The sequence below is a fragment of the Acinetobacter sp. ANC5681 genome (genome assembly GCF_023488045.1).
Classification (GTDB): Bacteria; Pseudomonadota; Gammaproteobacteria; order Pseudomonadales; family Moraxellaceae; genus Acinetobacter.
The window spans coordinates 1-17,156 of record NZ_JAMFKZ010000010.1 but is presented as its reverse complement, the minus strand read 5'-3'; the positions used below and the strand labels follow the sequence as shown (position 1 = coordinate 17,156).

The 17,156-nt window shown below is 38.7% G+C and carries 17 protein-coding genes; 12 read left to right on the top strand and 5 right to left on the bottom strand.

Annotated elements, in window-relative coordinates:
* Positions 1-147: 147 nt before the first annotated feature.
* Both M5121_RS07765 and M5121_RS07760 read left to right on the top strand, forming a co-directional pair.
* Positions 148-1,929 (top strand): acyl-CoA dehydrogenase C-terminal domain-containing protein, encoded by a 1,782-nt coding sequence (locus M5121_RS07765; protein ID WP_249570826.1) that lies wholly within the window; start codon positions 148-150, stop codon positions 1,927-1,929.
* 122 nt (positions 1,930-2,051) lie between these two features.
* Positions 2,052-2,549 carry a phosphate-starvation-inducible protein PsiE gene (locus M5121_RS07760; protein ID WP_005162200.1) on the top strand — a complete coding sequence of 166 codons (498 nt, stop codon included), beginning with the start codon at positions 2,052-2,054 and terminating at the stop codon, positions 2,547-2,549.
* A gap of 40 nt (positions 2,550-2,589) precedes the next feature.
* On the opposite strand, the gene M5121_RS07755 is transcribed toward M5121_RS07760, so the two are convergent.
* Positions 2,590-2,952 carry an RcnB family protein gene (locus M5121_RS07755; protein ID WP_005162203.1) on the bottom strand — a complete coding sequence of 121 codons (363 nt, stop codon included), beginning with the start codon at positions 2,950-2,952 and terminating at the stop codon, positions 2,590-2,592.
* 150 nt (positions 2,953-3,102) lie between these two features.
* Positions 3,103-3,534, bottom strand: coding sequence for an RcnB family protein (locus M5121_RS07750; protein ID WP_283772282.1), 432 nt, complete (start codon positions 3,532-3,534; stop codon positions 3,103-3,105).
* A 228-nt stretch (positions 3,535-3,762) separates the two neighbouring features.
* Here M5121_RS07750 and M5121_RS07745 point away from each other — a divergent pair, with 228 nt between their 5' ends.
* Positions 3,763-4,212, top strand: a complete 450-nt coding sequence (locus tag M5121_RS07745; protein ID WP_249570825.1) for a hypothetical protein — start codon at positions 3,763-3,765, stop codon at positions 4,210-4,212.
* 26 nt (positions 4,213-4,238) lie between these two features.
* Here M5121_RS07745 and M5121_RS07740 read toward each other — a convergent pair whose 3' ends face one another.
* Both M5121_RS07740 and znuD read right to left on the bottom strand, forming a co-directional pair.
* Positions 4,239-5,702 (bottom strand): phospholipase D family protein, encoded by a 1,464-nt coding sequence (locus tag M5121_RS07740; protein ID WP_249570824.1) that lies wholly within the window; start codon positions 5,700-5,702, stop codon positions 4,239-4,241.
* Positions 5,703-5,781: 79 nt separating this feature from the next.
* Positions 5,782-7,833 (bottom strand): zinc piracy TonB-dependent receptor ZnuD, encoded by a 2,052-nt coding sequence (gene znuD, locus M5121_RS07735; protein WP_249570823.1) that lies wholly within the window; start codon positions 7,831-7,833, stop codon positions 5,782-5,784.
* A gap of 135 nt (positions 7,834-7,968) precedes the next feature.
* Here znuD and M5121_RS07730 point away from each other — a divergent pair, with 135 nt between their 5' ends.
* The 9 genes from M5121_RS07730 (at position 7,969) to M5121_RS07690 (ending at position 16,749) form a co-directional block, all read left to right on the top strand.
* Positions 7,969-8,742 (top strand): DUF4184 family protein, encoded by a 774-nt coding sequence (locus M5121_RS07730; RefSeq protein ID WP_249570822.1) that lies wholly within the window; start codon positions 7,969-7,971, stop codon positions 8,740-8,742.
* Positions 8,743-8,882: 140 nt separating this feature from the next.
* Positions 8,883-10,664 (top strand): aspartate--tRNA ligase, encoded by a 1,782-nt coding sequence (gene aspS / locus M5121_RS07725; protein WP_005162225.1) that lies wholly within the window; start codon positions 8,883-8,885, stop codon positions 10,662-10,664.
* Positions 10,665-10,790: 126 nt separating this feature from the next.
* Positions 10,791-11,012, top strand: coding sequence for a hypothetical protein (locus M5121_RS07720; RefSeq protein ID WP_004664817.1), 222 nt, complete (start codon positions 10,791-10,793; stop codon positions 11,010-11,012).
* A 5-nt stretch (positions 11,013-11,017) separates the two neighbouring features.
* Positions 11,018-11,884: a lysophospholipid acyltransferase family protein gene (locus M5121_RS07715; protein ID WP_249570821.1), complete on the top strand. Its 867-nt coding sequence runs from the start codon at positions 11,018-11,020 to the stop codon at positions 11,882-11,884.
* Positions 11,885-11,983: 99 nt separating this feature from the next.
* Positions 11,984-13,042, top strand: a complete 1,059-nt coding sequence (rfbB, locus tag M5121_RS07710; protein ID WP_249570820.1) for a dTDP-glucose 4,6-dehydratase — start codon at positions 11,984-11,986, stop codon at positions 13,040-13,042.
* Positions 13,042-13,917 (top strand): glucose-1-phosphate thymidylyltransferase RfbA, encoded by an 876-nt coding sequence (gene rfbA / locus M5121_RS07705; protein ID WP_249570819.1) that lies wholly within the window; start codon positions 13,042-13,044, stop codon positions 13,915-13,917. Before rfbB ends, rfbA begins: the two co-directional genes overlap by 1 nt.
* Positions 13,914-14,774 (top strand): WxcM-like domain-containing protein, encoded by an 861-nt coding sequence (locus M5121_RS07700; RefSeq protein WP_249570818.1) that lies wholly within the window; start codon positions 13,914-13,916, stop codon positions 14,772-14,774. The genes rfbA and M5121_RS07700 overlap by 4 nt, the downstream gene beginning before the upstream one ends.
* A complete protein-coding gene (locus M5121_RS07695) occupies positions 14,771-15,889 on the top strand; it encodes a DegT/DnrJ/EryC1/StrS family aminotransferase (protein ID WP_249570817.1) in 1,119 nt (372 codons plus the stop codon). Before M5121_RS07700 ends, M5121_RS07695 begins: the two co-directional genes overlap by 4 nt.
* On the top strand, positions 15,886-16,749 hold the full coding sequence (locus tag M5121_RS07690; RefSeq protein ID WP_249570816.1) for a glycosyltransferase family 2 protein: 864 nt from the start codon (positions 15,886-15,888) through the stop codon (positions 16,747-16,749). Before M5121_RS07695 ends, M5121_RS07690 begins: the two co-directional genes overlap by 4 nt.
* Here M5121_RS07690 and M5121_RS15910 read toward each other — a convergent pair.
* Positions 16,746-16,883 (bottom strand): LbetaH domain-containing protein, encoded by a 138-nt coding sequence (locus tag M5121_RS15910; RefSeq protein ID WP_349628953.1) that lies wholly within the window; start codon positions 16,881-16,883, stop codon positions 16,746-16,748. The two genes, M5121_RS07690 and M5121_RS15910, sit on opposite strands and share 4 nt — an antisense overlap.
* Between the last annotated feature and the right edge of the window lie 273 nt (positions 16,884-17,156).

Here is a 17,156-nt window from a genome sequence, read left to right as displayed (position 1 = left end):
TGAGATGCAACGTTCATCACAAAAAAGGACTGGTCAGTTTTGACCGTCCTTTTTTTGTTTAATCAATGCTAAATTTACACTATTCAATTTATTTGTTCGTTTTATTTGATCACTTTGCACATGACCTGTGCGTAAAAAGGAACGATTATGCCAATTTACAATGCACCTTTAGCAGACATGAAATTCATCTTAAATGATGTATTTAAAGCAGAACAATTTTGGCAGTCTAATGAGAATCTTGCTCATGTAGATGCTGCAACTGCTGAAGCAATTTTAGAAGAAATGGCTAAATTTGCTCAAAACGTAACTCACCCACTTAATCGTACTGGTGATGAAGAAGGTGCACGTTGGGTTAACGGTGAAGTATTCACACCAGCAGGATTTAAAGAAGCATTCCGTCAATACGCTGAAGGTGGTTGGATTGGCTTAGGTGCTGATGAGGAATGGGGCGGTCAGGCAATGCCAAAAATGCTGACTGTTCTTGCTGATGAGATGTTATTCGCAACCAATCCATCATTCTTGCTCTACCCGCTTCTTTCTGTGGGTGCAGGTATGGCATTAAACAGCTATGCATCTCAAGAGCAAAAAGAAACTTATTTACCTAAAATCTATTCTGGCGAATGGTCAGGTACGATGTGCTTAACTGAACCGCATGCAGGTACAGATTTAGGAATTATTAAAACCAAAGCTGAACGCAACGAAGATGGTACGTATAACATTACAGGTACTAAGATCTTCATCACAGGTGGTGATCACGATCTCGCTGAAAACATCATTCACTTAGTTCTTGCAAAAACACCTGATGCACCTGCGGGTTCACGTGGTATTTCTTTATTCATCGTACCGAAATACATTGTAAATGCAGATGGTTCTTTAGGTGAGCGTAACCCTGTTGGTCCTGGCTCAATCGAACATAAAATGGGGATCAAGGCATCTGCAACTTGCGTGATGAATTTTGATGCTGCAAAAGGTTATCTCGTTGGTAAAGAAAATGAAGGTCTTGCAGCAATGTTCGTGATGATGAACTATGAACGTTTATCAATGGGTATCCAAGGTCTTGGTGCTTCTGAATTTGCTTACCAAAATGCAGCTCAATATGCGACTGATCGTTTACAAGGTCGTAGTGCTTCTGGTGTTAAATCTCCAAGTAAACCTGCGGATAGCATCTTAGTTCACGGTGATGTTCGTCGTATGTTATTGAATGTACGTGCAAATAATGAAGCATCTCGTGCATTTGCAGTATATGTAGGTCAACAGCTTGATATCACTAAATTCTCTACTGATGCAGAAGCAGTGAAGAAAGCCAATGACCGTGTTGCGCTGTTAACACCAATTGCAAAAGCTTACCTCACAGATACTGCATTCCAAGCAACTTTAGATGCGCAAATGGTATTTGGTGGCCACGGTTATATTCGTGAATGGGGTATGGAACAGTGCATCCGTGATCTTCGTATTTCTCAAATTTACGAAGGAACAAACGGCGTTCAATCTCAAGACTTGATTGGTCGTAAAACTATTAAGTGTGGCGGTGCGTTCATTGCTGAATATATTGCTGAAATCCGTGATTTTGCCAATGCCTTAGATACTGACTTAAACTTCATTAAAGATGCAACTTTAGATGCTGCAACTGAAATTGAAGCAATCACTCAATTCATCATTGAGCAAGCTGCTGAAAATGTAGACTTCCCGAATGCTGCTGCAGTAGATTACTTAAGCGCAGTTGGTCTACTTAGCTTTGCTTATATGTTTGCTAAGATTGCTGCTGCTGCAAAAGATAAGTCTGGTGATTTCTACCAAAACAAACTTGCTTTGGCACAGTACTTTGTTGACCGTATTTTGCCAGAACTTGATTCTCGCCTTGCGAAGATTAAAGCAGGTTCTGACTTAATCATGAACTTCAGCGAAGATTACTTCACAAACCAAGCTTAATTCTAGTTCGGTTTTAAAAACTGCCTAAATCATTTGGTTTAGGCAGTTTTTTTATGGCTATAATAAAATCAGCATAAAAATTGCATCCATTTTCATGATCATGTTGAGTACATTAAATTTCCATGTCTAGTTCTAAAGAGAAACTTGAAGACCTGCAACGTCTATTCGACCGCTTAGGTCACTATGCAGTTGAAGCATTTCATTATCTGGCGCTGTTTATTATCGGCTGTATGATCGCATGGTCAGCCGTGCACACGGTGATTGAAATTTTGACCGTTAAGCAATACGCAAGCATTGACGATATTCTGCTGTTATTTATCTATCTTGAACTGGGCGCGATGGTTGGGATTTATTTCAAGACCAATCACATGCCCGTGCGCTTTTTGATTTATGTGGCAATCACTGCACTTACTCGCCTCTTGATTGCAGATATTCAACACAATCATAAAGCCTCAATGGATCAGGTCATTATTACGGGTTCTATTTTAATCCTCGCCCTAGCCATTTTAGTGGTGCGTTTTGCTTCGTGGAACTATCCATCGGTGATTCGTGGTAAAGATCATGAACAACAACTTCCTGCAAATAAGACACCACGACCACAAGATGACGAACTTGCATAAATAAAAAAGCAGGCATTTCGCCTGCTTTTTCTTAGGTATCTTATGCAACTCGGAACACACGATATTTCGAATCAACCAATACATATTTGCCCTGTACCTGCATCCAGTGATAACCACGTGGTGGTTCATATAAACGGTGCATACGATAGTTGGAAATCATATATCGGTTGCTACGGAACTCTGAAGGTAAACGTTCACCACGTTTAAGATTTATGCGTTGACCATAGTGGTTGCCACGATCACCATTTGACCAGCGGGCTTCACGATGATCATGGCGGTCATAGCGATGATCGTAACGATCTTTATGATCGTGATGATTGTTCCAGCGATTGGAATCTGCCATCGCAGATGCAGAAACACCAAGCATTAAGGTTGATACAAGTAATATTGCTGTCTTTTTCATTGTTTGATCCTCTGTTTGACCTGAATCCAGATTAAGAGAAACTCAAGGAGAAACCATGAACAAATCCAGCGACATTGCAAAGCTTTGTAATGAAAACCAAGAAATTATGGAGATTTCAATTTTAAATAAAATTCAAAAAAACATTTAAAATCAGCGGATAATTTCAATCGTAAAATTATCATCAGTCACCAAAAGATAACGACCATCGACCACCACCCAGTGCCTACCTCTTGGTGGTTCACGCAATGAATATGAATCCCAATCTCGAATCACATAGCGTTCACTACGGAACGCATCAGGCAGCTCATTCCCCACCACGAAAGACTCACGGCGATAACTGCCCTCATATTGGGTATCTGGATAATATTCAATCCGAACGCTTGGTCGATGGTTGGGGTAAGAGTGGTTATTATTTTGATAGGGCTGATAATAATAGCCTTTTGGTGGCGCAGTGGGGGTATAGCGCTGATTTGAAAAGGCAAATGGGTCCTGTGCAGGCTGCTGATAAGATGGCGAAGCCTGATGCGAGGAACGGCGCTCCACCCCACTATAGCCACTCCAAGCATTATCGGCGTAGACCATTACGGGGAGACAGCTCAACACACTGATAAAAGCATAAACATCGTATTTAGATCGCAAGATTGCCCTCTCCCATCATCAAATCCTAATTTCTATTTTAGAGTAAAAAACCAGCAATGACTGTTACCATTCGATACCATTCAGGGCAAATCAAGGATGAAATAAGGAGGGATTTTTTTGCTCAGATTAAGAATATGCTAGAATCCATTTTTCAATTTTGAGGCAATGTCAGTGTCTGAAATGAATTTTGATCGCCTTTATCAATTCTTTTGTAAAGTTCCAAGTGTGCAGGAAGCTCGCATCGTTGCACATGGCACAGATGGTCAACATGCATGGTGGTTTAAATTTAATATTGATGTTGCACATCCACTTGCATGGCAAACTGTTCAAGAGCTTGGGCATGTTCTGAACTACTTATCGATCAATGAGCGCTTACCCACTCAATTCTTCCCTGTCTCTCCTCCTCCTTATATGAATGGTGAAGCGAAAGACTTTTTAGCTTGGGTGATTCAATGTAATCATGCTGAGTTTAGTCCTGATGTAGTGTGTGACTGGCTGGAAGCACGACTTCCAACGCCTGTGGAAGATGAAAGCCAGTGGAAAATCAAAACGGATTTAAGTGAATTAGATCAATTGGCTGATAAGGACTTAGATCAATTGATTCCACCCAATCCGCAATAAAAAAAGAGGCTTAAAGCCTCTTTCTTTTAGAAAGTCGATAAGCCCGACCACTCCATAAAACGATAGAGCCAGTATTTCACTTTTGACTCATCAGCATATTTTGCATAATCAACCGTGATCTGACGACCATTCGCATTACTCCAAGCAGCATCGAAATACTGTCCTGCATCTTTAAAGACCTGTGCTTGTGCTGAACCTAAAACGCGCATGTCTGTCTCAAGGTTATAATTCTTCAGGTTACGTGCGGTGAAGTTAGCTGAACCTAGCATCAACTCAGCTTGCTGAGCGTTATATTTGAGTAGCATTTTACTATGGCATTGTTCACCATGTGTATCACACCAACGGATTGGAATGCCTACCGCATTCAGTTCTGAAGCCACTTGGCGATTTGGAATACCATTCTTTTGACGACCAAATGCATCTTTATTTGGATCAAGCATGATACGGATATTTACACCACGCTGTTTAGCCTGTTTTAATGCCTCAATAATATTTCGCTCAGACAGATAGAACATAGCTATGTCCAAATGCTCTTCACTTTTTGCAGATTGAATCATCTTCAACACCGCATCATAAATCGCTTTTTCAGTCAGTAGCTGCACCTGTGGCAAGCGCTTATCTTCCACCAGCCCACCCATAATCACAAAAGGGCTTGAACCTTGTGACATATTCGCGACGGTTTGCTCAGTTTGTAATACATCAATCGCGGTTGGGCCATCCACGACCAGTGCGACATTACTATGATGTGAACTTCCATCATGAGGATTGGCTGAGGTCACTAAACTCTTCCAACCTTGAGCCGTATCGACCACTAAGGTTTTACGATGATTGGCTTTAAAATTTAACAATTCCAAATAACTACGTAAGGTCACTTTATCCTTCCCAAAGGGATTATTTAGCCAACCGCCTTCTGGATTATTGCCTAAATTTTGGCAACAAATATACCAAAATCCCGACCACAGTGGATTCGAGGCTCGCAATGGTTTTAGATCAGTTTCTATCACATCTACGCCTGCTTGACGAAGCTGACGATAGTGTTTAGGAGTTATTCCACCATAAACCGAGTTAATTGGATCTGTAATCACAACGATTTGCATTGCGGGGTAAAGTTTACGTTTCAGAATTAACGCATCAGTGAGTTGTTGCATCAATGGAAATTGCTTTACCTTTGATTCACCAACTTCCTGATTAAATAGAAACATATCAATCACAATTGTGGTTTGTGCTTGATCAATCAGTTGGAATACTTCTTTGAAAATATGCTGATCAACTTGTTGCTGACCTTGTATATCAATATAAGTTTGATCCGCTAAAAATTTCACATTGGCATGACGAAGTTGTCCCGTAAAATCCAGTCCTTTTGGGAGTGGTTTTACAGTGTGATAAATTGCCGAAGCAATATACCCAATCGCAAAAATACTCAATATGACTGCCATGTAACGTCGACCTGACCAGTTTAATTTTTGATGAATTCTTTGGAAGATGCGCATATAAACAGAAAAAGCCCTAGCCTAATAGACTAAGGCTAGAGCTTATACTTTGATTTTTCAATAAGATTTGAGTGATAAATTAGAAACTAAAGTTCACACCAACGCTAAAATTACGTCCAACTTGTGGAATGGTTGATAAGAATGATGCATGTTGATAAACCTGATCATTCAACAAGTTATTAGCATTTAGGAATACACGGTAATCACCGACATTGCCATAATTACCTGAATACGCCACACCCAAATTTAACATATTATAACTTTGTGTATCGGTTTCATAAGCTGCGATCTTATCTTGTTGGAATACATGATAATACTCAGCTGAACCGCTAAAACCATCACCAAAGTCTGCATTCACTTTTGTACCTAAACGACCTGCGGGTACACGTGGTGCATTTTCATTGTCGATCTTGCCACGCACATAGTCACCAAATACACCGAGTTTATAGATCGGTGAAATTTGATAGCCCACTTCCACGTCAGCACCGTAGAACTTGGCTTTATCTTGCGCATACTGAACCAAACGGAAATCTTTATAATGACCTAAAGTTTGGGCATAGATGTAGTCGTCAAACCAGTTATGGTAGACATGTACATGGTAATCGAACTTGTTATCATCGTAATGAAAACCAAGTTCGACATTATTTGACTGCTCTTTTTTAAGCTGATCATTCCCTAGTTCATAGGTATTGGTGGCGAAATGCCTACCATTAGCATATAACTCTTGTGCTAAAGGCAAACGCTCTTGATGTGAGGTAACCAAAGAAAGTTTATAGTTTGGTGCAAACTCCCAATTGGCGGCACCAGAAACAGAAAAAGCCGAACCGTCGAAATCTTTTTTCGTTGCATCATCAATATTAATTTTTTGCTGTTCTGCGCGAGCAGCTAATTCAACATGAACATCATTAAGTTGTGCATGTTCTAATGCGAACACACTCCATTTTTTAGTGGTATTTGGCGCTAAAAAGGCTTCTTCACCTGTAAGTTTTAATTTTTGTTGCCCATATTGTGTACCAATGACCCCTTCCCATGCACCCAGTGGGTTGTGTACCAACTCTAAACGTCCATCATAACCCTTGTTTTTAAAACGGGTCGCGATGGTCTCTTCTTCGATCTCATCATGTTGATAATCTGTATAACTCGCTTGTGCGCGTAATTTTTTAAAGCCTGCAAATGGGTTATCCAACTCAGTACGAACATCATAACGCTCTGATTTTAAGTCAATCCAAGGTCCTGCATCATGCGCATGTTCTTCATGGTCATGATCATGCCCATCAGTTGGGTCGTGATCACCACAATGTAAACTCAGACCATGTAAATGGCAGCTTTCATATTCATGGCTATGTCCTGGCAAGCCGTATTGATCCTGACGATTGCTATATGAAATACCCGTAAAGCCACGATCATAAATCCACGATAGACCAACATTTATAGTTTGCCCTTTGGCAAAAGTATTATCGACTCGACGCTCTTTTTCGCCTTCATGGAAATAATCAGGTGCAATATAATCATTGGCTTCACGCTTTAAGCCCTCAACACGTAATGCAACTTGATCACCTAAACCAACAGTAACACCCGCGCTTGCTAATTTTTCATCACTGCCCGTGTTATAGCGTAGCCCAACATTCCCCTCATAACCATTTTCTGGCATCTGTGTCGGAATTTTGCTGTCTGTGACATTGACCAAACCACCTACAGTACCAGCACCGTACAGTAAAGTAGATGGTCCTTGAATAACTTCTATTTTCTTTGCTAATAATGGATCAACCGTGACCGCATGGTCAGGCGATAAGGTTGAAACATCAATATTTTCAGAGGCATTTTGCAACACTTTGATTCGAGCACCATCTTGTCCGCGAATCACTGGACGACTTGAACCTGCGCCAAACTGATTGGTATGTATCCCCATCTCACCAGCTAAGGCATCACCTAATGTTACACTTTTTTCAGTTAACTCTTTTTGCTCAACCACATGATCTGCGACAGCAAAATCGGCTGCATTTCGCTCTAAAGGGTGCGCTTTAATTTCAATCGTAGCAAGTTGTTGAACCTTTGTTTCCTCTTCTGCAAAGGTGGTACTACTGGCTATTGCTAAAATAGATAAAGTCAAAATGTTTTTAGAAAATGACATGCCGTGTCTCAGATCAGCTTAAATATACTTTGTTATATTATAACATTTCATTTATTTTGCAATAAAAAACATAACCACAAAAAACATTTGCTACACTGCTGATCCATTATTCAATGTTTATAACGCTCCAAGAATATGCCATTTACTCTTTCTCACGCTGTTCTTGCACCACCTCTATCAAAATTGAGTAAGGGTCATTTGCCTGTCGCAGCGCTTGCAATCGGCTGTATGACCCCAGACCTGCATCGTTTATTTACTCAAGAAACAATTGCATTAACACATCAGTGGTCTGGCATATTATTCCCCAATCTTCCGATTGGATTATTCTTTTGTCTCTTGTGGTATCTCATTTATCGACCTGTCAGTTATCGCTTTCTAGGTATAAAAGATCCCATAAAGATCAGCAATTTTGATGATGCAGTGGGCTTTATTCTTATGAATTGCTTTGCGATTATTTTGGGTACAGCGACACATTTAATCTGGGATGGATTAACCCATCTGGACTTTCGAACCTTCGCTTTTAAAGATTTACTCGCACAAGATATTTCTCTCTTTGGTTTGCATTATCCATTACATTTTATTTTGCAGATTGCTTCATCTATTCTCGCCTTACCTTTTATCTTATGGATGTGCAAACGCTATTACATCAAACATAAACTAGCTCAACCTGTACCGATTAAAATCAAAGGATTTATCACGACAAGCTTAATGATTTCAACAGTTGCTGGATTGTTGTCGATTTGGGACTATAGTCGTCATATTTCATCAGAACTCTGGTACACCGAACGATATTTTTTTATTGGTAAATCAATTAACGAATTTACTCAAACAGCACTTTGTGTTTTTACAGCAGCATGTCTGTTGCTACTATTATTTGATCGAAAAGGTCAAACAAGATCATTTTTTTAAAAAAGCGTCGCTTTAAAATTCTGTTGAAATGATTAAGACTTGAGACAATATGTTCAACAAGGCATAATCTCCCCTTCATTGGTGATGCGCTGTTTACGCATTCACCTTCTAGCCAATATAGTTTGGATAAATAATTCAATATGATGCGCACTCATTACTGTGGCTCTTTAACTGAAGCCCAAATCGATCAAACAGTTACTTTATGCGGATGGGTTCATCGTCGCCGTGACCATGGTGGTGTAATTTTCCTTGATATGCGTGACCGTGATGGTTTAGTTCAAGTCGTCATTGATCCTGATACACCAGAAGCTTTCTCAACTGCGGATAAAGCACGCTCTGAATTTGTGTTAAAAATTACAGGTCGTGTACGTCGTCGCTATGAAGGTACTGAAAATGCCAACATGGTGAGTGGTCAAATCGAAGTTTTAGCAAAAGAAATCGAAGTTTTAGCTGCTTCTGAAACACCTCCATTCCCATTGAATGACGAAAACACCAATATTTCTGAAGAAATTCGTTTGAAATACCGTTTCTTGGACATTCGTCGTCCAGAAATGTTAGATCGCTTACGCTTCCGTTCTAAAGTTACAAACTTGATTCGTAACTACTTTGAAGATCACGGTTTCCTCGATGTTGAAACACCGATCTTGACTCGTGCAACTCCTGAGGGCGCACGTGACTATTTAGTCCCAAGTCGTGTTTCAAATGGTAGCTTCTATGCACTTCCACAATCACCACAATTGTTCAAACAGTTGTTGATGGTCGGTGGTATCGATCGTTATTACCAAATCGCTAAATGTTTCCGTGACGAAGATCTACGTGCAGATCGTCAGCCTGAATTTACCCAAATCGACGTTGAAACATCGTTCATGAGTGACGATGACATCATGGATTTAATGGAAGGCTTAACAGTTAAAATGTTCAACGAATTATTGAATGTAAAATTCGATAAATTTGAACGTATGACTTACGCTGACGCAATGCGTGATTATGCATCTGACAAACCAGATATGCGTATTCCATTGAAATTAGTTGACGTTGCAGACTTGATGCAAGACGTTGAATTCAAAGTTTTCGCAGGTCCTGCAAAAGATCCTAAAGGTCGTATTGTCGCTTTACGTGTACCAGGTGCTGGTTCATTACCACGTAGTGCGATTGATGAATACACCAAATTCGTAGGCATCTACGGTGCTAAAGGCTTGGCTTACATCAAAGTCAATGAACTTGAAAAAGGCATCGAAGGTCTTCAATCTCCAATCGTTAAATTCATCGAGCCAATCGTACTCGATTTATTAAAACGTGTTGGTGCTGAAAATGGCGACATCGTATTCTTTGGTGCGGATAAAGCAAAAGTTGTAAATGATGCGATGGGTGCACTTCGTGTGAAAATCGGTCATGACTTGAATCTTTCAACTTGCGAGTGGGCACCACTTTGGGTTGTTGATTTCCCAATGTTCGAAGAAACTGATGATGGCAAATGGACTTCTGTGCATCACCCATTCACACTACCAAAATCAAGTGTTGAAGAAGTGAAGAGCAATCCTGGTGCAGCGTTGTCTGTTGCATACGATATGGTACTCAATGGTACTGAGATCGGTGGTGGATCACTGCGTATTTATACCTTAGAGATGCAGAAAGCGATTTTTGAAGCGTTAGGTATTGGTGAAGAAGAGGCAGAAGAAAAATTCAGCTTCTTATTGAATGCATTACGTTATGGTGCGCCTCCACACGGTGGTTTGGCATTTGGTCTTGACCGCTTGATCATGCTCATGACAGGTGCTTCTTCTATTCGTGATGTGATTGCATTCCCGAAAACGAAGACTGCTGAATGTCCATTAACTCAAGCACCAGCGCCTGTTGAAGCGAATCAATTGCGTGACTTGGGTATTCGTTTACGTGAAAAAGCAAAAGCTGAAGAAAAGTAATTTTTTCAATTGATTGCTGAATAAGACCCTGCTTAATGCAGGGTTTTTTTATATTACATGGTTTTACTTTGCGATCATGCAGCGTAATGGCATAATAAGCTGCTTTTTTATTGAGAGGTCAGTCTTATGGCAATGCGTCCTGATGTACGTCGACACACAATTGTGATTATTGTGTTTTCACTTGCTCAATGGTTTTTTATGCGTTACATCTTGGCAAATGAACTTTTCAATATGACCACCAATCAACGTATTTTATATTTCTGCGTCAGTAGTCTTGTAGGTGCGTTATTGATTTTTGTAGCACTAATTTATATGGTGCTCAAAGGCAATACAGATAAGCAAGACTGATCGTCATGTCGTTTTACAGTACCTTACTTCGTATTCTCCCTCTAACATTTTTGCGTAGTATTGCAAAAGTGGCTGCCTACTTTATCAATCAAAATCCTGATAAAAGTATGCTTTGGAAAACCAGAATTAATATTGGTTTAGCCTACCCAACACTTTCTTCAGAGCAAAAAGAACAGCTTGCTCGAGAAAGTGTGACCAAGCAATGTTTGAGTTATGTTGAATCAGGGAAATGCTGGGCAATGCCTCCTGAATGGAGCATTCAGCAAATTCGTACTGTGCGTAATTTAGAAGTATTAACAGATGCTTTAAGTGATCCTCGTGGTGCTTTGATTATTACTCCGCATTTGGGTACATGGGAAATGATGAATGCATGGGTCAATCAATATGGTAAACCTACCATTATGTACAAACCCATGAAAGATTCAGGATTTAATGCATTTGCTTTGCATGCTCGCCAACGGTTAAATGCCACCTTAGTTCCAACGGATGCAAATGGTGTAAAAGCCTTGTTTAAGAATCTAAAACAAGGTGGTTTTAGCGTAATTTTACCTGATCATGTCCCTCAACCTTCAGGTGGAGTTATCGTTCCTTTTTTTGGAATTCCCTGTTTAACCAGTACACTTGCAAGTAAAATGGCGCAAAAAACCCAATGTCGTCTGGTTGGATTAAGCTGTTTCCGTCGTGAGGACGGTGAAGGATTTGATGTGTATTGCGATGATCTGAATGATCCTCAGCTTTATGACAAAGATATTGAAGTGGCAACTACAGCACTCAATAAAGCAATTGAACAGATGATCAACCGCTTTCCTTCTGAATATATGTGGGGATATAAGCGGTTTAGAGCGGCTGATCATATGATGTTTTATGAGTGACTATTTTTTATTTTATCGATAAACAAGATAAATTTTAGAAATTAACTTTTTAAATAATTTATGAATTTAACCATTTAAATTATTGAAGGAAAATATTTTATGCGGATTATAGTTACAGGTGGGGCTGGGTTTATTGGTTCAAGTATCATACGTCACATTATTAAAAATACAAATGATGAAGTTCTTAATATAGACAAACTTACATATGCAGGTAATCTAGAATCACTAAAAGAAATTGATCAGAATCCACGCTATCAATTTCAACAAGTTGATATTTGTGATGCTTCAAAACTAGAACAGATTTTTGAACAGTTTCAACCTGATGCAATCATGCACTTAGCTGCCGAGTCACATGTTGACCGTTCTATAGATGGGCCAAGTACATTTATTCAAACCAATATTGTTGGCACATACACCTTATTAGAAGCAGCACGTAAATATTGGCAGCGATTAGACGAAATTAAAAAAGTAAATTTTCGCTTTCACCATATTTCAACAGATGAGGTTTATGGTGATTTGGACGGGACTACGGATTTATTTACTGAAACAACACCATATGCACCAAGCTCACCTTATTCAGCCAGTAAAGCGAGTTCCGACCATTTGGTTCGGGCTTGGCAAAGGACCTATGGTCTACCAACTATTGTAACAAATTGCTCTAATAATTATGGTCCATATCACTTTCCTGAAAAATTAATTCCTTTAGTCATTTTGAATGCTTTAGATGGTAAAGCATTACCAATATACGGCACAGGTAATCAAATTCGTGATTGGCTATTTGTCGAAGACCATGCTCGTGCCTTATATCAAGTTATCACCCAAGGCACAGTTGGAGAAAGCTACAATATCGGTGGACATAATGAAAAACAGAATATTCAAGTCGTCAAAACTATTTGCAAAATTTTGGATGAACTAAGACCACAAAACAATTCCCAATCTTATGAAAGCTTAATTACTTTCGTGAAAGATCGACCTGGACATGATTTGCGTTATGCAATTGATGCCGCAAAAATAGAACATGAGTTGGGATGGAAACCTCAAGAAACATTCGAAACAGGTATCCGTAAAACAGTCGAATGGTATTTAAACAATTTAGAATGGTGCCGCCATGTTCAGGATGGTAGCTATCAACGTGAAAGATTAGGGGTAAATGTATAATGTCTACAAAGGGTATTATTCTTGCAGGTGGTTCAGGTACACGCCTCTACCCAATTACCAAAGGCGTTTCTAAACAGTTACTCCCAATTTACGATAAACCGATGGTGTACTATCCACTTTCAGTACTAATGTTGGCAGGTATTCGTGAAGTTCTCATTATTAGTACACCTGATGATATTGATGGCTTTAAGCGTTTACTTGGTGATGGTTCACAGTTTGGTATTGACCTGAGCTATGCAGTGCAACCAAGCCCAGATGGCCTCGCCCAAGCCTTTATTATTGGTGAACAATTTATTGGTCAAAGTAATGTGTGCCTCGTTCTTGGCGATAATATTTTTTATGGTCAGGGCTTTACACCAATGTTACGTCAAGCAGTTGCTCGTCAAAAGGGTGCGACCGTCTTTGGATATCAAGTTAAAGACCCTGAACGTTTTGGTGTGGTTGAGTTCGATGAGCAAAAACGTGCCGTTTCTCTTGAAGAAAAACCTAAGCAGCCAAAATCACATTTTGCTGTAACTGGGCTTTATTTCTATGACAATGATGTTGTGGAAATCGCAAAACAAGTTAGACCATCAGAACGCGGTGAATTGGAAATCACGACCGTGAATCAGATGTACCTAGAGCGTGGAGACTTAAATGTTGAATTACTTGGTCGAGGCTTTGCTTGGCTCGACACAGGTACACATGAAAGCTTACTTGAAGCTGCACAATTTGTAGAAACGATTGAAAAACGTCAAGGCTATAAAGTGGCATGCCTAGAAGAAATTGCGTTTAACAACGGCTGGCTAAGCAAGGAACAAGTTTTAGCAATTGGTCAAAGTATGAATAAAAATGATTATGGTCAATATTTGGTATCATTAGTGAGTGAAATATGAAACTGATTGATTGGATTGACTTACCAAATTTAGGTGACGAGCGTGGCGGCCTTGTTGTTGCCGAGGCCAATAAGACGATTCCTTTTAATATCAATCGTATCTATTATATTTTTGATGCAAAGCCAGATGTTCCACGTGGTTTTCATGCACATAAAGCTTTATATCAGGCCGCATTCTGTATAAAAGGAAAGTGCAGAATGCTCATGGATAATGGTGTTGAAAAACAAGAAGTATGGATAGATCAAGCCAATAAAGGGTTAAGGATTCCACCTCTTGTTTGGCACGAAATGCATGACTTTTCAGAAGATTGCGTATTGTTAGTATTAGCAAGTGAACATTATGATGAAAGCGATTATATCCGTAGTTATGATGAATTTCTCAGCGTTGTAAATCTTCCATTTATCCATCCTTTATCCGATGTACACAGCACCAACATCGGTCAGAATACACGCGTTTGGCAATATAGTGTGATTCTAAAAAATGCAGTGATTGGTGCTGGATGTAATATTTGTGCCCATACCTTAATCGAGAATGATGTCCAAATCGGTGACAATGTCACCATAAAATCAGGCGTATACATCTGGGATGGCATTACCCTAGAAGATAATGTGTTTATTGGTCCATGCGTCACTTTTACCAACGATAAAAAACCACGATCAAAACAGTATCCTGAAAGCTTCGCAAATACGGTTGTAGAACAAGGCGCGAGTATTGGCGCGAATGCAACTATCTTGCCAGGTATTCGAATAGGAAAGAATGCAATGATTGGTGCAGGTGCAGTCGTAACAAAAGATGTACCAGAAAATGCAATTATGGTCGGCAATCCAGCAAAAATTAAAGGGTATATTGGACAATGATTCCTTTTCTTGATCTTAAAAATATTAATCAACAATACCGCGAGCAACTCATTGAAGCCTGTACACGAGTTATTGACTCTGGATGGTATATTGGTGGCAAAGAACTCGAACAATTCGAACTGAATTTTGCAAAATTTTGCGGAACCAAATATGCAATCGGCGTAGCCAATGGTTTAGATGCTCTTATTTTGACATTAAGAGCTTGGAAAGAGTTAGGTAAATTAAAAGCCGGTGATGAAGTTATTGTTCCTTCAAACACTTATATTGCCAGTATTTTAGCCATTAGCGCTAATCAGCTTAAACCTGTTCTTATTGAACCTGATCCAGATACCTTCAATCTTGATCCTACAAAAATTGAAGCAGCTATCACAAATAAGACAAAAGTTATTTTACCAGTTCATCTATATGGTCAGCTTGCAGCAATGCCTGAAATTATGCAAATTGCAGATCAATATGACTTATTAGCTTTAGAGGATTCCGCTCAAAGCCATGGTGCAGAAGTTAAAGGTAGAAAAGCTGGGAATTGGGGACATGCATCCGCATTTAGTTTTTATCCTGGTAAAAACCTTGGTGCATTAGGTGATGCTGGCGCAATAACAACGAATGATCTAGAGCTTGCCAATATGCTTAGAGCATTACGCAATTATGGTTCACATGAAAAATATAAAAATCTTGTACAAGGTGTAAATAGTCGTTTAGATGAAATTCAAGCCGCTATCTTGGATATTAAACTTAAATTTCTAGATCAAGAGACTTTACACCGTCGTAAGATTGCAGCACTTTATTTAGAAAGTATTAATAATTCTTTAATTCAACTTCCTAAAACGCAAATTAATGCTTTAGATGATAAGCAACATGTTTGGCATTTATTTGTGATTCGAACCGAACATCGTGAAGCTTTACAAAAGCACCTAACTGAACAGGGTATACAAACTTTGATTCATTACCCTATTCCCCCACATAAACAACAAGCTTATCAGGAATGGAACAACTCAAGCTTTCCAATTTCAGAAAAAATTCATTCTGAAGTATTGAGTTTGCCTATGGGACCCACCCTTAGCTTAAAGGATGCTCAATTCATAGTAGATGTCTGTAATGGATTTAAATTATCATGACATCAATGACTACCACGCCTTTAGTAACAATTGCTATTCCTTGTTATAACCATGAGCAATATGTTCAAGATAGTATTCAAAGTATTATTGATCAATCTTATTCAAACATTGAACTAATTATTATAGATGATGGTTCTAAAGATAACTCTGTATTAAAAATTCAAGAATTAATTTCAATTTGTATAAATAGATTTAGTCGATTTGAATTTAGATATAGAGAGAATAAAGGGTTATGTAATACTCTAAATGAAGCATTAAAATGGGCAAATGGAGAATATTTTTGCACATTAGCTTCTGATGATATGATTCAACCTGAAAAAATTGAATTACAAATTCAGGCTTTGCGTGAATATCCTGAAGCAATTGCTTGCTTTGGCGGTGTAAATATCATAGATAAACATAACAAGATTATAGACCAACGTGTCAGAAGTTTTAAAAAAACTTGCTTTAGTGAAATCTTTTTAAATCAGCATGATTTACCTGCTTCGTCGCAAATGATAGATACTGCAACTCTTCAAACGGTAGGTGGATTTAATCCTCAAACAAAAATTGAAGATTGGGATCTATTATTACGTCTATCGAACTTGGACAAAGAAATTATCTACATCCCTTATCCACTTGTAAATTATAGATCACATGACGAAAATATGAGTAAAAATCAAGATATGATGTATGAAGAAATGTTAAAAATCGCAATGCAATATCGAGATCATAAATTATATCCTTCCGCTGTTTATACGATACAAAAAATAATAAAAATTAGGCCACTAAGAAAAGAAAGCCCTATCAAATCATTAATGCTTCGTTGTAAATATTATTTGATTTATCTTCAAAATAGATATTTTTCAAAACAAAGTTAATCTACAGGAATATTCTTGACAAATTTTGCAGGTATACCTGCAAAAATTGTCAATGGTGGCACATCTTTCACAACAATTGCACCATTTGCAATGACTGCACCTTGACCAATCTTTACACCTTTCAGTATTTTCACATCAGATCCAATAAAAACATCGTCTCCAATTTCTACTGGTAAGCATTCATAATTTCCATTCGTTCTATTATTAATGGCCAAGCCATGAAAATCTGAGTCAGTGACAAAAAATTAGTACCTATTAAGCATCTCCGACCAATAGTAATTTTTGTCCGATCAGCAATCATTACAAAGTTATTATTTATAAAGGGGCAGAGTAAAACTTGAAGTGCGACATAAACCACCTAATTAATTTAAAGGGTTTATGGAGTATATAAAATTGTCATACCATCA

What these genes read in the sequence shown, in the direction of transcription:
- M5121_RS07765 (WP_249570826.1), top strand. Translation starts at nt 148, where the DNA reads ATGCCAATTTACAATGCACCTTTAGCAGACATGAAATTCATCTTAAAT.
- M5121_RS07760 (WP_005162200.1), top strand. Translation starts at nt 2,052, where the DNA reads ATGTCTAGTTCTAAAGAGAAACTTGAAGACCTGCAACGTCTATTCGAC.
- M5121_RS07755 (WP_005162203.1), bottom strand. Translation starts at nt 2,952, where the DNA reads ATGAAAAAGACAGCAATATTACTTGTATCAACCTTAATGCTTGGTGTT.
- M5121_RS07750 (WP_283772282.1), bottom strand. Translation starts at nt 3,534, where the DNA reads ATGGTCTACGCCGATAATGCTTGGAGTGGCTATAGTGGGGTGGAGCGC.
- M5121_RS07740 (WP_249570824.1), bottom strand. Translation starts at nt 5,702, where the DNA reads ATGCGCATCTTCCAAAGAATTCATCAAAAATTAAACTGGTCAGGTCGA.
- znuD (WP_249570823.1), bottom strand. Translation starts at nt 7,833, where the DNA reads ATGTCATTTTCTAAAAACATTTTGACTTTATCTATTTTAGCAATAGCC.
- M5121_RS07730 (WP_249570822.1), top strand. Translation starts at nt 7,969, where the DNA reads ATGCCATTTACTCTTTCTCACGCTGTTCTTGCACCACCTCTATCAAAA.
- aspS (WP_005162225.1), top strand. Translation starts at nt 8,883, where the DNA reads ATGATGCGCACTCATTACTGTGGCTCTTTAACTGAAGCCCAAATCGAT.
- M5121_RS07720 (WP_004664817.1), top strand. Translation starts at nt 10,791, where the DNA reads ATGGCAATGCGTCCTGATGTACGTCGACACACAATTGTGATTATTGTG.
- M5121_RS07715 (WP_249570821.1), top strand. Translation starts at nt 11,018, where the DNA reads ATGTCGTTTTACAGTACCTTACTTCGTATTCTCCCTCTAACATTTTTG.
- rfbB (WP_249570820.1), top strand. Translation starts at nt 11,984, where the DNA reads ATGCGGATTATAGTTACAGGTGGGGCTGGGTTTATTGGTTCAAGTATC.
- rfbA (WP_249570819.1), top strand. Translation starts at nt 13,042, where the DNA reads ATGTCTACAAAGGGTATTATTCTTGCAGGTGGTTCAGGTACACGCCTC.
- M5121_RS07700 (WP_249570818.1), top strand. Translation starts at nt 13,914, where the DNA reads ATGAAACTGATTGATTGGATTGACTTACCAAATTTAGGTGACGAGCGT.
- M5121_RS07695 (WP_249570817.1), top strand. Translation starts at nt 14,771, where the DNA reads ATGATTCCTTTTCTTGATCTTAAAAATATTAATCAACAATACCGCGAG.
- M5121_RS07690 (WP_249570816.1), top strand. Translation starts at nt 15,886, where the DNA reads ATGACATCAATGACTACCACGCCTTTAGTAACAATTGCTATTCCTTGT.